General features: G+C 41.0%; 10 protein-coding genes and 3 tRNA genes. 8 read left to right on the forward strand and 5 right to left on the reverse strand.

The window, feature by feature from the left end; all coding sequences use genetic code 11:
* From BM375_RS16585 to BM375_RS16600, 4 genes are all read left to right on the forward strand, one after another.
* A tRNA-Asp gene (locus BM375_RS16585) sits at positions 1-74 on the forward strand.
* Positions 75-109: 35 nt separating this feature from the next.
* Positions 110-183 (forward strand) — tRNA-Asp (locus tag BM375_RS16590).
* 35 nt (positions 184-218) lie between these two features.
* A tRNA-Asp gene (locus BM375_RS16595) sits at positions 219-292 on the forward strand.
* A 44-nt stretch (positions 293-336) separates the two neighbouring features.
* Positions 337-609 carry a GIY-YIG nuclease family protein gene (locus tag BM375_RS16600; protein WP_093367685.1) on the forward strand — a complete coding sequence of 91 codons (273 nt, stop codon included), beginning with the start codon at positions 337-339 and terminating at the stop codon, positions 607-609.
* A 183-nt stretch (positions 610-792) separates the two neighbouring features.
* Here BM375_RS16600 and BM375_RS16605 read toward each other — a convergent pair whose 3' ends face one another.
* Positions 793-1,353, reverse strand: coding sequence for a Crp/Fnr family transcriptional regulator (locus BM375_RS16605; protein WP_170852698.1), 561 nt, complete (start codon positions 1,351-1,353; stop codon positions 793-795).
* The gene (locus BM375_RS16610) at positions 1,341-2,084 is read right to left on the reverse strand and encodes a UDP-2,3-diacylglucosamine diphosphatase (protein WP_093367688.1); all 744 of its coding nucleotides are present in this window, start codon (positions 2,082-2,084) and stop codon (positions 1,341-1,343) included. The genes BM375_RS16605 and BM375_RS16610 overlap by 13 nt, the downstream gene beginning before the upstream one ends.
* A 127-nt stretch (positions 2,085-2,211) precedes the next feature.
* Here BM375_RS16610 and BM375_RS16615 point away from each other — a divergent pair, with 127 nt between their 5' ends.
* The 4 genes from BM375_RS16615 to BM375_RS16630 all read left to right on the forward strand — a co-directional run bounded on the left by BM375_RS16615 (position 2,212) and on the right by BM375_RS16630 (position 11,756).
* Positions 2,212-4,110, forward strand: coding sequence for a sensor histidine kinase (locus BM375_RS16615; RefSeq protein ID WP_093367690.1), 1,899 nt, complete (start codon positions 2,212-2,214; stop codon positions 4,108-4,110).
* Positions 4,088-4,672: a response regulator gene (locus tag BM375_RS16620; RefSeq protein ID WP_093367692.1), complete on the forward strand. Its 585-nt coding sequence runs from the start codon at positions 4,088-4,090 to the stop codon at positions 4,670-4,672. Before BM375_RS16615 ends, BM375_RS16620 begins: the two co-directional genes overlap by 23 nt.
* 48 nt (positions 4,673-4,720) lie before the next feature.
* Positions 4,721-6,868: a prolyl oligopeptidase family serine peptidase gene (locus BM375_RS16625; protein WP_093367694.1), complete on the forward strand. Its 2,148-nt coding sequence runs from the start codon at positions 4,721-4,723 to the stop codon at positions 6,866-6,868.
* 241 nt (positions 6,869-7,109) lie between these two features.
* The gene (locus tag BM375_RS16630; protein WP_093367696.1) at positions 7,110-11,756 is read left to right on the forward strand and encodes an MBG domain-containing protein; all 4,647 of its coding nucleotides are present in this window, start codon (positions 7,110-7,112) and stop codon (positions 11,754-11,756) included.
* Between the two features lie 86 nt (positions 11,757-11,842).
* On the opposite strand, the gene BM375_RS16635 is transcribed toward BM375_RS16630, so the two are convergent.
* The 3 genes from BM375_RS16635 to BM375_RS16645 all read right to left on the reverse strand — a co-directional run bounded on the left by BM375_RS16635 (position 11,843) and on the right by BM375_RS16645 (position 15,175).
* A complete protein-coding gene (locus BM375_RS16635) occupies positions 11,843-13,027 on the reverse strand; it encodes a C1 family peptidase (RefSeq protein WP_093367698.1) in 1,185 nt (394 codons plus the stop codon).
* Between the two features lie 111 nt (positions 13,028-13,138).
* A complete protein-coding gene (locus BM375_RS16640) occupies positions 13,139-14,191 on the reverse strand; it encodes a TerC/Alx family metal homeostasis membrane protein (RefSeq protein WP_093367699.1) in 1,053 nt (350 codons plus the stop codon).
* Between the two features lie 12 nt (positions 14,192-14,203).
* Positions 14,204-15,175, reverse strand: a complete 972-nt coding sequence (locus BM375_RS16645; protein ID WP_093367701.1) for a polyprenyl synthetase family protein — start codon at positions 15,173-15,175, stop codon at positions 14,204-14,206.
* Positions 15,176-15,302 lie beyond the last annotated feature (127 nt).

A 15,302-nucleotide genomic window follows, 5' to 3' on the forward strand; every position in this document is an offset into this window, starting at 1 on the left:
GGTCTGGTAGTTCAGCTGGTTAGAATACATGCCTGTCACGCATGGGGTCGCGGGTTCGAGTCCCGTCCAGACCGCACATAGTAAGTTATATTTTTCTTTTAAAGATTTTGGTCTGGTAGTTCAGCTGGTTAGAATACATGCCTGTCACGCATGGGGTCGCGGGTTCGAGTCCCGTCCAGACCGCACATAGTAAGTTATATTTTTCTTTTAAAGATTTTGGTCTGGTAGTTCAGCTGGTTAGAATACATGCCTGTCACGCATGGGGTCGCGGGTTCGAGTCCCGTCCAGACCGCTTAAAATCAAAGCATCCGTTAGTTAACGGGTGCTTTTTTTGTTATGTTATATTTTGTCTATATTCTCGAAAGTTTTGTTGACGGTTCCTTATATAAAGGATATACATCGGACTATATGCGTCGGCTATCGGAGCATAACGAAGGTCAGGGGCGTTATTCAAGTCAGAAGAAACCTTGGCGTCTTATCTATGTCGAGGAGTGTGATAGCAAGCGTTCGGCTATTATCCGAGAGAAGCAGTTGAAAAAATATAATCGTCGTTACATAGAATGGTTGTGTTGTCAGGGCTCAAATAAGCTTCGTAACCAGAATGGTTAGAATACAAGCCTTTCATCCCGCTTGAAGCGGGACGTGTTCGAGTCCTCTCGTCTTAAGACGAGACTTAAAATCAAAGCATCCGTTAGTTAACGGGTGCTTTTTTTGTTATGTTGTATTGAAGTTTTCACGAAGGTGAAGTCGATAAAGCAAAGGGCGAAACCCAGCTGGGTTCCGCCCTTTGCTTTATATCTTTCCTCGTATCCTACTTAGGGTAACTTGAGAGATTCCCAAATAGGAGGCAATATATCCTAGTTTTATTGTGTGAATCATCTTTGGGGCTCTTTCCATGAGTTCTTGATAGCTTTCGCTTGCATTTTTGAAAAGCTTAGACATCAACCTCGATTCAATTTTCAATGTTTCTATTTCGGCTAGCTTCCTACCCCAATTTGCGATGCCAATAGATGATCTATAAAACTCCTCCAGCAAGCGGGTATCAATTTGATATAATTCGGCTATCTCCATAGTTTGGATGGTTTCGTAACCTGTTTTTCCGTATATATAACTATTTAAAGAAATAAGAACATCGCCGGGAAAGGCAAAATCCAAAATAACCTCGCGGCCATCTTTATGGTAAAAAATCCGGCAAGAACCGGTTTTTATAAAGTATAGATAATTGGAGGTTTTGCCGCTTTGGATGATATCCGTGTTTTTATCAATTTGTATCCGTTGGAAAAGAGACTCCAGTTTCTTTTGATCTAGAATGCTCAATGGGTAATAACGTTGTATGATACTTATGGCTTCCATTCTTTCAGGGCTAATTGTTCTCCATCCCAGACGGCATAGGTGTAGAAGTTCATCCATTCCCCTAAGTTGATGATACGTGAGTTGTCACCTAGCGCAATATCATAGGGTAGATGCCGATGACCAAAGATGAAATAATCGAAATGCTCTTGTTTTGCTTTCTCTTTGGCATATTGGATAAGCCACTCGCGTTCTTCCCCTAGAAATTGCTCTTCATCGTGGTTGGCTGCTCGGCTATGCCTAGACCATCTTTGGGCAATGCCAATCCCCAGGTTGGGGTGTAGGCGGGCGAATAGCCATTGACATAAGCGACTACGGAAGAAAGCTTTTAAGAATTTATACTTTCTATCTCCTGGCCCTAAACCATCACCGTGATGAATAAAAAAACGTCTGCCATCCAGTTCAATAATCAATTCGTTGTCAACAATGGTGGCGCCAAGTTCTTCCTTTAGGTAACCAAACATCCACATGTCGTGGTTGCCCTTAAATAAGGTTATTTTTACACCTAAATCGGCTAATTCCGATAGTTTGCCCAGAAAACGAATAAAACCTTTTGGAACAACGGTATGGTATTCAAACCAAAAGTCAAAAATATCACCGACAAGGAAAAGTTCTTTCGCAGAATCCTTAATACTGTCCAACCATGAAACAATTCGCAATTCCCGCTCACGGGAAGAGGTTTTGGGCAAGACGCCCAAATGAAAGTCGGATGCAAAATAGATTTTATCTCTCATCGTTGAACCGCAAAATTAGATAAATATTAAAGCTTTGCCAAATAAGGCTAAAGTAGCAATGGAATTCTCTAAATCATTGTGAATATACCGTTGATTTTTTATATTTGAGTTATAACCGACTACCTTAATGAAAAGATTGCGTTTGTTTGCTCTTCTTTGTGGTTTCATGATGAGTACATTGTCATGGGCAGCAGATACATTGCGTATATCTGGAGCAAATGATATTCGGATTATAGGGTATCTGAAGGAGTATGTAGACTGTAGCAAGGCAATGGTCGTAGATAGCGTACTCATGAGGTGGAGACAAGGGGATTTTTCTGACGTAGCACCTGAAAGGACGATCAGTCGAGGAGTAACTAGTTGCCAACATTGGTTTTCGCTAACACTGCATAATACTTCTGATAAGGCGAAGGATTATCTCTGGAATTTTTATTATGATGGAATAAAATTCATACTATATGAAGTGGATTCTGCGCTGACGGGTATCGTTGAGGAAAGAGAAATGTCCCATTATACGCCTATGTCAGAGCGGGAAGTTAATTTACGATCAGTATCGTTTCGTATACCAATGCAACCCGACGAATGCAAGACCTTCCTTCTTAAAACGGAAGTCTATGGTAGACAGAATTTATATTTCCCCACTGATATTAGTACGGAGCGTGATATTTTGAGTTATGAGTTAGGGTTTTCACTACTCACAGGACATTATTTCGGTTTTTTTATATTCGCTATTGTTTTCAGCCTTAGCTTATTTATCGTGCTTCGGAGCCGATTCTACGCTATGATGTCGGGGTATCTGGTCAGCTTATTATGTTTCAATATTTTAGAATATCTGCATGGAAGTTATCTCATCCCAGAATCCCTCTACCCCTATTGGGCAATGGTTCCAAAAATTGTTTGGCTGGCGTTTACATTGTATTTTAACGTCTACGTTTTTCAGAGCTTTACGGCACAGGAGAAATATCTTCCTAATCTAAACAGGCTTTTGTCTCGATTTAACAGGTTGGTATTCTTTATAACATGGGTTTTTCTGGGATTGTATCTCTATTATTTTCCTTCGGCAGAAGTGTTGCAGATTATTCAACCACTGTTTGCGGGCTTGTTGTTGATACAGACTTTGATTTTGCTTGTCAATATCGGGTATGCTGTCTTTCGAAGGACACCTTATATTCTACACTACCTCATCGGTAACGGTTTATTATTTGTTTCAGTATTGCTTTATCTGCTGAATACATTTGATATCATGTCGCTGCCTCTATTATTTAAACCAGGTAATATCATTTTTGCTTTTGCTTTTGAAAGTGCATACCTCATGATTGTGTTTGCTGTTAAATACAAGCGAGATGTTGATAAATTTGTTCGAGATCTGACCATAGGTGAGGAAAGACGAGCAAAATTGACAGTTGAGCTTCTCACTACCCAAGAAAAAGAACGACAACGCATTGCACGGGATATACATGATGGTATCGGAGGGACTTTGCAAGCCCTTCGTTTGATGCTTTCACAAGAAAAACTAAATGCTGAAAAGGGAATCAACGATACAATAAAGGGTCTGAACGATGAATTTCGTCATTTAGTGTATCAAATTGCCCCAAAACACTTGGATAGCTTGGGCCTATTTGGTGTGATTGAAAGAGATGCAACGTTTTATAGTCCCCATCCGCAGATTACATGCTACTTGGAAGGCGATGAGAGGCTATTGCCTTGGGATCTGAAAATAAATGTATACCGTATCTATCAGGAGTTGCTGACGAATGCCCTGAAGCATGGACAGGGACTTACAACAGTTGACATACAATTATTGATTGATGAAGATGCAGTTACAATTTTAGTAGAAAATGACTATAGTACGGATCTGAAACGAAAAGGTGATACGGGGAATGGGGTAACGAATATTCGTTCCAGAATAGCATATTATGACGGGACGTATAAAGTGGAAGAGGGAGAAAACCGATATACGGTAGAGATTTCTATTCCACTACAAAACAAAGAAAGGAAAAAACATGATTCGACTAGTAATCATTGATGATCACCGCCTTTTTGTAGATGGTATTAAGGCTATCTTACAAAACGAGAGCGGAATAAAATTGGTGAATGGGTACGATGATAGTGTCGATATACACAAAATGCTGGACGATGATAAACCAGATGTCGTTGTAGTAGATATGTATATGCCCAGAAAATCGGGAATCATGTTGTCCCGGGAAATAAAGTCCTATATTCCTAAGGTAAAGTTTATCCTTTTGTCGATGGAAGTGGATTCGCTATTTGTGGCAGAATTAGAAAGTATAGGCGTGGAAGCATACCTCTCTAAAGAGTTGGATGCTAGCAAGCTTATCGATGCGATCAAGAGAGTGTACGCTGGAGAAGTTATTTATCAGGCTACCTCTTTGTTATCTACAGAATGGCCTGATGTACTCTCCGATGATTTTCATCTGACCGATAGAGAAATAGAGGTTTTGGAGTATATCAAGAGAGGGAAAACCAACAAGGAAATAGCTGAGCTGACTAATCGAAGCGTGTGGACTATTATGACGCACAGGCGTAACATTCGCAATAAGATTAGGCTTCTTAGGGGGTCTCGATAAGCTTTTTTATAAAAAACTCTTATCTTGTGGACGGTTAAAAAGTAGATTATGAACAAAAATTTAGGAATTATCCTTTTGGCATTGGGTTTTACAGCCTGTGACCAAGAGAAAACTATTGAATCAAATCAGGAAATGGTATTGAAACCTTATCCAAAAACAGAAAAAATAGAGCACAACGATGTGTATTTCGGTACTACGGTGGAAGATCCTTATCGTTGGCTTGAAGATGACCTGTCGGAAAAAACGAAACAATGGGTTACAGAGCAAAATCTGGTAACGGAAGATTATCTGGCACAGATTCCTTTTCGCGAAGCTATCCGTACACGTTTAGAAAATCTCTGGAACTTCGAGAAAGAAGGTGCTCCTTTCAAGGAGGGGGAGTACATCTATTATTATAAGAATGATGGATTGCAGAACCAGTATGTGCTTTATCGCAAAAAAGGTGAAGATGGCAAAGAAGAAGTTTTTCTTGACCCTAACAAGTTCTCTGAAGATGGTACAACGTCGCTGGCTGGCATCTCTTTTTCTAAGGACGGCTCTTTAGTTGCTTACCAAATTTCGGAAGGTGGTTCAGATTGGAGAAAAGTTATTGTATTGAATGCAGAAGACAAGCAAGTTATTGGTGATACGCTTGTGGATGTGAAATTTTCGGGATTGGCATGGAGAGGTAATGAAGGGTTCTATTACAGCAGCTACGATAAGCCAAAAGAAGGATCGGCTTTGTCGGCCATGACTGATCAGCATAAGCTGTACTTTCATAAATTGAACACTGCACAGTCGGAAGATCAGTTGGTGTTTGGTGGATCAGCAAAACCACGTCGCTATCTCTCCGGAGGGTTGACCGAGGATGAAAGATTTCTGGTTATTACTGCGGCAAATGCAACCTCTGGTAATGAGCTTTATATCAAAGATCTCACTGACCCACAGGCGGATTTTGTGACTATCGTGAATAATATGGATAAAAATCATTATATCATCGATAACGAAGACTCCAAACTATTTATTTATACTGAATTGAATGCACCAAATGGACGGGTGGTGACTGTAGGCATTGCTGAACCTCAACCTGAAAACTGGGAGGATCTTATCAAGGAAACTGAGCATGTGCTTTCTCCTTCGACGGGAGGTGGAAAAATATTTGCAAATTATTTGAAAGACGCGACTTCATTGGTGAAGCAATATAATCGTGAAGGAAAACTGGAACGTGAGATTGAGTTGCCGGGAGTTGGCTCAGCGGGAGGTTTTGGCGCGAAAGCAGGGGATAAAGAATTGTACTATTCTTTTACCAATTATGTGAATCCAGGAACAATCTATAAATACGATATTGCTTCTGGAAAGTCTGAGGTTTACAAAAAGTCGGCAATTAACTTTGACCCATCGCGCTATGAGTCTAAACAAGTGTTTTATACATCAAAAGACGGCACAAAAGTTCCCATGATTATTACTTACAAAAAAGGTATTGCATTGGATGGTACGAACCCAACATTGTTGTATGGTTATGGTGGCTTCAACATTAGCTTGACGCCTTCATTCTCTACGAGCAATATTATTCTGTTGGAGCAAGGTGGTGTATATGCTGTGGCAAATCTTCGCGGAGGTGGAGAATATGGAGAGAACTGGCACGTTGCAGGTACAAAAATGAAGAAGCAAAATGTATTTGACGATTTCATTGCCGCAGCAGAATACCTCATTCAGGAAAAATATACTTCTTCGGAACGCTTGGCTATCGCCGGAGGATCTAATGGTGGATTGTTGGTCGGAGCAAGTATGACACAACGTCCCGAATTATTCAAGGTTGCTTTTCCTGCAGTAGGTGTTTTGGATATGTTACGCTATCATAAATTTACTGCAGGTGCTGGATGGGCGTTTGATTATGGAACTTCGGATGATAACAAAGAGATGTTCGAATATCTATATCATTACTCTCCATATCATGCGCTAAAACAGGATACAGCATATCCGGCAACGATGGTTACTACAGCGGATCATGATGACCGTGTGGTGCCGGCGCATTCGTTTAAGTTTGCTGCTCGATTGCAGGAATATCATAAAGGGGAAAATCCAGTGTTGATTCGCATAGAAACCAATGCAGGGCATGGTGCAGGTAAATCTACCAAAATGGTGATTGCGGAACAAACCGACAAATGGGCTTTCATGTTCCAGAATATGGGGGTAAGCTATAAGGAGATAAAGTAGGAAATGCTTTAAAGAAAGTGTTTTCAATCTTTGTAAAAGGGAGGTTTGTCGAAACAAACCTCCCTTTTACTTTTCATATGGCGCACCATTGAAAAGACACCTTTGTCGTAGCAGTTGTATCTACAAACTATATACACTGCATATACAGAGTATAGCGTAAACCCTCTCTGCACACCTTCAGGTGTGCTTTCTTTTTTAGATTTGATGTTACCTGTGATGGTCAAAACAGGTAAGGGGTAAGATGGAAGAAAGCAGAATTACAGTTCACGTTATTCAAGATAATAAGAGATTGGGAAAAGTTTCTGTTTTTTCCAAGATTGCGCTGTGCCTGTTGTTTTTCTTGTTGAGTTGGAGTGTCGGATATGGGCAGGTCACACCTACAGCAGGTGTAGTATATGTCAGCCCAGCAGGTACAGGTAATGGAAGTTCATGGGCTAATGCTTCAGAGATTATGAATGCAATAACAAATGCTCCCAATAATACTGAATTAAGATTGCGGGAAGGAACTTATGCTATTACAATGACTTTATTTGTAACGCAACGATTGACCATTAATGGTGGGTACACCGGAGTCGGAGCCACACGTAATATTGTGGATAGTCCAACGATCCTGGATGGAGGAGGTACGACTCAGATTATGCTTATTGATAGAGATAATGTTGTGATAGATGGATTGGAGTTTCGAAGAGGTTTTGTAACAGGGAGCTTAGGTGGTGGAGCAATCTACATGACGGGGAGAACGATTACGATAAGTAATTCTAGGTTTTTAAATAATATTTCCTCTGGTGAGCGTGGAGCCGGGGCTATTTATATAGGAAGCCCGGCAAGAGGTGCTATTATCACAGATTGTATTTTTGAGAACAACAGGAATATCTTTATAGATTATCCTATGGGACAAAATGGGGGAGGTGCTATCCACAACTGGGCTCCGAATGTAGCGATAGATAATACTGTTTTTCGTAATAATATTGCTGAAAACTCTGGAGGTGCAGTTTATACCTGGGGAGAGAACTTTCAGGTCACGGAATGTAATTTTATAGAAAACCATAGTGATGATGGAGGCGGAGCGATTCATGTCAATTATTATGATGTTCATGTTACAGCAGGTTCGTTTATCAATAATACGGCGACACTGAATGGTGGAGCTATTAATAATAGAAGGAGTTTATTTGTCAATGGTGTAGTCTTTAGAAATAATAGAAGCGGAGCTAATGGAGCTGCAATATTCAATAGCAATCACCTTGCTGCTATTCGTACAACTCAGTTTATTCAAAATGAAGCAGAAGGGCAGGGAGGCGCTATATATAATAATTTTGGTACACTTAACGTTGCTTTATCTGAATTTACGGATAATAAAGGACTTGAAAAAGGTGGTGCTATCGGGAATAATTTCGGGCAAATAACGATTAGTCAAGCCACTTTCGAGACCAATAATACCGATGGGGAAGGTGGTGCGATATATAATCATCGTTTTGCAGAACCTTCGGTGGTAGAACGGAGCGAATTTCGTGGTAATACCTCAGCTTTTGGAGGCGGATTATATAATTTCAGCGATAAAGGACTTCAGGTTGTCAGTTCTCTTTTTGTGGAAAATGAAGCTACAGATATGGGAGGTGCGATTTTCAATAACAGGTTTATCCAGATTACCAATTCAACTTTTGTCCGAAATACGAATACGGCACTAATTATCCCGAGTATTACTGAAACAGACAGTAATCCGGCTATAACCCATATTTATAACTCGATATTCTATCTGAATACAGCAAGAGCCGGGGGATACCGTGCGGATATTCATTCGGAAAGATTGGATATAGATCTGAGCACACAGGATATCCGACGAAATATTACGCAGGAATATACCGGTACAGAAAATCTAATAGGGGTCAATCCCTTATTCCGGAATTTTGTTAATGGCGATTTTAGCTTGCAGGATAATAGCCCAGCTGTGGAATACGGGAGGAATAATCTTTATACCGAGGTTAAAGGCAATGCCCCTGCGACAGATAGTGATTTAGTTGGAAACCCCAGACTATTTAATACGTATGTGGATGCCGGAGCGTACGAATTACAATTAAATTCCACATTAACACCGCCAAGTTGTACAACACTTTCCTCGCCGGTAAATGGTGCTACGGATATAGCAATCACTTCAACTATTGAGTGGAACGCTGTTGACGATGCACACGGCTATCATATCTTCATTGGTACTGCCCCGGGAGCAACCAATATTGCCAACGGATTGAATGTCGGGAACGTGACCACGTACACCCCGGTAACGGCTCTTGATGAAAACACGACTTATTATGTGACAATTGTCCCCTATAATACCGCAGGTACAGCCACAGGCTGTACAGAAGAAAGCTTTACCACGGAGAGCCTACCTACCGTTCCCGATTGTGCCACGATTACGAGTCCGACCGATGGAGCTACGGGTGTTCCGGTTGATGCAGACATCACCTGGGATGCTGTTTCTGGAGCAGATGGTTACCGTATTTTCATGAGTATGACAGCAGGTAATACGGATATTATCGATGTAGGAATAACTACTGGCACAAGCTATAATTCGCCGGTAGATTTTGATGAAAATACCACATATTATGTAAGAATAGTTCCGTTTAACAGTGATGGCGAAGCTGTAGGCTGTGAGGAAATCAGCTTTACAACTGTTACGCGTCCTGAACCTCCCCAAGCAGCTGATCAGCAATTTTGTCCTCCAGCTACTGTGTCAGATTTGACTGCTGAGGGGACCTATATTCGTTGGTACGATCAGGAAACCGGAGGTTCGCCGCTATCCACTACGACAGCACTGTCCTCCGGGACATATTATGCTACGCAAACAGTGGATGCTCTAGAAAGCGATCGACGTGCAATAACCGTAACTGTCGAACCCGTTGTAGCACCACAATTTGTTGGGGATATTAGAGGCTGTGGCAGCTTGAAGGTAGCAGATCTGGAAAATGTAGGTGTAGGACTTCAATGGTACAATCAAGCTATCGGAGGTACTGTATTATCTCCTACGACCACACTGTCTACCGGAACATATTATGCTTCCCGTGTATCGGGTACTTGTGAAAGTGATCGTACGGCTGTGGATATTATTATCAGTGTTACACCTGTTCCCGATGTTCCCGATCAGAGCTTTGTACCTGGGAGTACTTATGCAGATCTTGATATTGTTGGGCAGAATTTACGATGGTACACGGAACCGACCGGAGGTACACCGTTTGATCCGCAGACTGTCATTAGTAATGGTACTTATTATGTCTCGCAGACAATAGATGATTGTGAGTCGGATCGTGTTATTGTACAGATTAATATTACATCAGTCCCCGATTGTGTAACGAATATCACACCTGCTGATGGTGCCACGGATGTTCCTGTGGATACTAATATCAGTTGGGGTGCGGTTGCCGGTGCTACAGGCTACCGTATCTTTATTGGCACAATACCTGGTGGAACGGATATCGCTAATAACATTGATGTAGGCAATGCAATAACCTATACACCACCTACAGATTTTGATGAAAATACTGTTCATTACGTGACCGTTGTTCCGTATAATGCAGTAGGCAATGCCGCAGCTTGCACAGAAATCCGTTTTACTACGGAAACTCTGCCAACAACTCCCGACTGTACTACTATTACCGCTCCCGTCAATAATGCGATTGGTGTAGGGCTTCTGCCGACGATAACTTGGGATGCTGTGGTGAATACAACAGGCTATCGGTTGATTCTCAGCACGACACCCAATGGCTCTGATGTGCTTGATATGGATGTGGGTAATGTCACGAGCTATACACTGACGAGCAATTTGGCAGAGAACACCATTTACTATGTGCGTGCCGTGCCTTACAATGGTACAGGAGAAGCTTCTGCTTGTGCTGTCATACAATTTCGTACAAGGTTAATGGATATACCACCTGTAACATTTCCGGATGGCACATTTGAATATGACGGAACTGTACATCAATTAGCTATCGTAGAAACACTGCCTGCAGATCTGCAAGTAAGCTATTCTTCCAATAATGGCCTGCTGGATGTAGGACAGGAAACGGTTACGGTCACTATTTACGGCGAAGGTTATAATACATTAATTTTGACTGCCCGACTTCGCGTTGTACCTAAAACTATTCAAGTAACAGCAACGTCTCAAACTAAGGAATATGGCGACATGGATCCTATATTGACTTATTCCCTGACTCCGGAACTCGTGGAGGATGACCATATTACAGGAGGTTTGGATAGAGAAGCAGGAGAAAGCGTTGGCCTATTTGCCATCACGCAGGGAACGCTTACATTAAGTGATAATTACGAATTAAACTTTGTAGAAGGAACGTTGTCTATTCTGCCTGCTCCATTGCAGATTAGTGCTCGTGACACGGTTAAAATGTACGATGACATACCTTTTTATGGTGGAACACCACTCGTATTTTCAGGGTTCAAGTGCAGCGATAATGAAAACAACTTAGCTGGTAGCCCTGTTTTTACCGGGGATTCCCAAGGTGCAGTGACTGTAGGGCAATACAACATTTCCTTATCAGGGTATGAGACGATTAACTATACCATTACCTATATATCAGGGACATTACATATTTTGCCGCGCACCTTCTTCGTGCCAAATGTCATAACCCCGAATGGAGATGGGAAAAATGAAGCCTTCTACGTGAAAAGTATGAATTTCCTGAATTGGGTCAATATACGGATTTACAATAGAGCAGGACAGTTATTGTACAGTGAAGAAGATTACCAGGATGACTTTCGGGGAGAAAATCTGCTGGATGGAACGTACTTTTATGAAATAGAATACAAGGAAACCTCGACTTCGAAAACGAAAAAACATAAGGGATACTTAACCATTATCCGGCATATTGATAGCTCGTATTATTAATGAATATTATAAAAAAATGGTGTCTCCTACATTTGTCAGGAACAAACATAAGAGACATCATTTTAATAGCAATCTTACGATGGGTTTTAAATACCCAATTGCGAACGCATAGTTTTGTTTAAACCGTCTTTGTGTAATAGCAATGAAATCGTTTTGTAACGTACGAATTCTTTCGTTGCATACATATACCCCTTGTAATCATTGGACTCTCCCCAAGAGTTTTTCACGATATAATATTCCTTGCCATTTTGGTCTTTCACAAGGCCAACAATGTGCATGCCATGGTCATCTGTTGTAGTATAGTTGTCGAATGCTTGTTGACGTTGTGTCGCTGTGATTTGAGGTTCTGATTTAGGTCCGTTGAACATATTGTCTAATTCTTCTTTAGTCATCTGCTCAATAGGTTTTTCCGGAACGTAGGCTACGCCGTTTTTCCAACTAAAGCTTTTTTCGGATACATCCGTTGCCCAAGCTACTGTGTAGCCATTCTGTAAAGCATTGTCAATAATATCTGTTAGATCATTGATTTTAACATTATAGAAACTCTCGAAGGACCAGTTGTCAGGGATTAGCAATACGAAAGGCTTGTAGTATGCATGCTCTTCGAATGAAGAAATGCCGACATAATCATCTGGGTTGATGCCAACAACTTCGTCAGCAAATGTTCTTGGTGTGTAGGTCTTGCCTTTATATTGGAAATTTTCAGGAACTTCACCCAAATAAGCATCCATTGCCGCTGTGAAAGCTTTGATCCATGTGCTGCTTGGCTTTTTATTTTTCGCTACACTCTCGGTGATGCTCTGTAGAATGGGACTCATCTCCGAAAAATTGTTACGGGTTTGTCCAGCTTGTAGGCCAGTGTAAACATCCTGAGGAACAGCTCCATATTTTCGGAAGATAGTCAATACGTCATGCAGCTGCCCACCGTCGCCTTGAGCTTGGCGGCCGTGTAAGCGAACAAAGTTTTTAGCTTTTTCGATGTAGGTATTACGTGCAGTGAAAATAGAGGAAATCTCCACAGGTTCCTTTCCTATGCGGATCATTTCTGATTCCAAAAAGGAGTTTCCTGAATATGACCAGCATGTACCAGATGAGCCTTGGTCCTTGATGGAAGTATTTCTTAAGTTAATGACTTCCGTAAACTTGAAGCCTTCCTTACTATTATCGCTAACATTGTTTTTTAGGGCATTGATTAGATTGTCCTGTGCATGGATATGTAAGGAGCCAATAAATAAGGCTGCTGCTAATCCGATTGATTTTTTCCAGTTCATTATTTGTTGTTTAATTTTCACGAAGTTAAAATTTTCTAAAAAGGAACAGGCGTTCTATTTGTAAAAATGCTATAACAAATCAAAAGCCCCATATTGGGGCTTTTGATTTGTTTAGTTTGCTAGATTTTCTTTCTTCGGGAACACCAACGAAGCAATAACGCTGATGACCAGAATAGAAATAATCACAATCAATGAGTGAACGGTTTTAAACCCTATCGCTTCCAATTGGCTATGAAGTAACATTTTTGCTCCGATAAAGATGAGCAAAAATGCTAACCCCACCTTGAGATAATGGAATTTGTGGATGATGTTTACCAAAAGGAAGAACATCGAACGTAATCCCAATACGGCAAAGATGTTGGAAAAAAATACGATATAAGGATCTTTTGTCACCGAGAAAATAGCTGGGATAGAATCTACGGCAAAAATCAAATCTGTAAATTCGATGACTAATAGCACCAAAAATAACGGTGTCATGTACCTAACCCCATTTTCTATATGAAAAAAGCGTCCAGAATCCAGTTTGGGCGTAACTTTAAAATATTTAGAAGCGAACTTTACGACCGGATGGTTTTGTGGATCGACCTCCTCTTCTTTGTTGCGGTTGATATACATACTAATACCGGTATAGACCAGAAATGCACCAAAGACGTACAATATCCACCCAAATTTAGCAATAAGCGCTGCTCCTAAGAAGATAAAAATACAGCGGAGTACAATTGCGCCTATGATACCCCAGACCAATACCTTGTGGTAATATTTTTCTGGAATTCCGAAGGAAGAGAAGAGCAGTACCATCACGAAAATATTGTCTACCGATAGGGCGTATTCTACCACGTAACCGGTCAGGTATTCGATGGTTAGATTGCTGTTGTACGCCTTTATAGCACCAGCTAAGTCACTTTCATTGACCTGAATGTTGTGATAGTGCTTGGCCACGATCTCTTTGAGACGTGCAATGTCGTGTACATCATGAAGCTCATTTCCCCAGAAATAAAGCACTAGACCAAAAGCCAGGGCAAACATTACCCAGATTCCGCTCATGATGGCAGCTGACTTTAATGAGATAGGCTTATCACCTTTGGCAAAAAGACCTAAATCGATAGCTAACATGAGGATAATAAAAATGATAAATCCTCCAAAAAACAATAATTCGTGGCTCATATGTTCGCAGTTCTATTTTTTTCTTTCTGTTGTAAACCTGACTAGTTGTTCTAAACTCTCCCGGTAAATGTTTTCTGGGAAGCTTTTCAGGATGTCAAAGGCTTCCTGCTGGTACTGTAACATCTTCTCGGTCGCATAATCCAATCCGCCGCTGCTCCGTACGAAATCGATTACTTCTGCAACCTTTTCTTTATTCTCGCTATGGTTTTTCACCAGATTGATAATCCTTCTCTTCTCTGAGCTGTTCGTGTTGCGTAAAGCATAGATAAGCGGCAGGGTCATCTTTTTTTCTTTGATATCGTTTCCGACAGGTTTGCCTACATCATCCATGCCAAAGTCAAAGAGGTCATCTTTGATTTGGAAAGCTATTCCCACCTTTTCTCCAAACTCTTTTAACAGGGCGACCTGCTCGTTTTCCGCATCAGCTGAAGAAGCGCCACATGCACAGCAGGAAGCAATCAACGAAGCTGTTTTCTTGCGAATGATTTCAAAATAAATGTCTTCTTTGATATCAAGTTTACGTGCTTTTTCAATCTGCAAGAGCTCTCCTTCACTCATCTGTTCAACGGCCTCCGAAACAATTTCCAAGAGCTGTAATTCTTTATCACGAACGGATAAGAGCAAACCTTTGGCCAGCAAAAAGTCGCCGATAAGTACGGCTACTTTATTTTTCCATAAAGCATTTATCGAAAAGAACCCCCGGCGCTCATTGGCATTATCTACCACGTCATCATGTACCAAGGAAGCAGTGTGTAGCAATTCTACTAATGATGCACCTCGGTACGTAGAATCATTGATGTTTCCACAAAGACCGGCTGATAAGAAAACAAACATAGGGCGCATCTGTTTGCCCTTCTGTTTAAGAATATATTGGGTGATACGGTTCAGTAGAGGAACAGAGCTCCTCATGGATTCCTTAAACCTTTCTTCAAACTGTTTAAGCTCAGTGGCTATTGGAGTTTGTATATCTTTTAATTTCAACATGTAAAAGGGCTAAATCGCTCTGTTTAGGGCGTTTTAAAACTGCATAAAGATAATAAATATCCATGAGTGCACAAACGTAGTGAGGGAGAATAGAAAGAAAGTTTTTTTCTTGTAATTGTGTCAGAAA

The sequence above is a fragment of the Sphingobacterium wenxiniae genome, assembly GCF_900116225.1.
In the GTDB taxonomy this organism is placed as follows: Bacteria; Bacteroidota; Bacteroidia; order Sphingobacteriales; family Sphingobacteriaceae; genus Sphingobacterium; species Sphingobacterium wenxiniae.

What these genes read in the sequence shown, in the direction of transcription:
- BM375_RS16645 (WP_093367701.1), bottom strand. Translation starts at nt 15,175, where the DNA reads ATGTTGAAATTAAAAGATATACAAACTCCAATAGCCACTGAGCTTAAA.
- BM375_RS16600 (WP_093367685.1), top strand. Translation starts at nt 337, where the DNA reads ATGTTATATTTTGTCTATATTCTCGAAAGTTTTGTTGACGGTTCCTTA.
- BM375_RS16640 (WP_093367699.1), bottom strand. Translation starts at nt 14,191, where the DNA reads ATGAGCCACGAATTATTGTTTTTTGGAGGATTTATCATTTTTATTATC.
- BM375_RS16605 (WP_170852698.1), bottom strand. Translation starts at nt 1,353, where the DNA reads ATGGAAGCCATAAGTATCATACAACGTTATTACCCATTGAGCATTCTA.
- BM375_RS16635 (WP_093367698.1), bottom strand. Translation starts at nt 13,027, where the DNA reads ATGAACTGGAAAAAATCAATCGGATTAGCAGCAGCCTTATTTATTGGC.
- BM375_RS16625 (WP_093367694.1), top strand. Translation starts at nt 4,721, where the DNA reads ATGAACAAAAATTTAGGAATTATCCTTTTGGCATTGGGTTTTACAGCC.
- BM375_RS16630 (WP_093367696.1), top strand. Translation starts at nt 7,110, where the DNA reads ATGGAAGAAAGCAGAATTACAGTTCACGTTATTCAAGATAATAAGAGA.
- BM375_RS16610 (WP_093367688.1), bottom strand. Translation starts at nt 2,084, where the DNA reads ATGAGAGATAAAATCTATTTTGCATCCGACTTTCATTTGGGCGTCTTG.
- BM375_RS16620 (WP_093367692.1), top strand. Translation starts at nt 4,088, where the DNA reads ATGATTCGACTAGTAATCATTGATGATCACCGCCTTTTTGTAGATGGT.
- BM375_RS16615 (WP_093367690.1), top strand. Translation starts at nt 2,212, where the DNA reads ATGAAAAGATTGCGTTTGTTTGCTCTTCTTTGTGGTTTCATGATGAGT.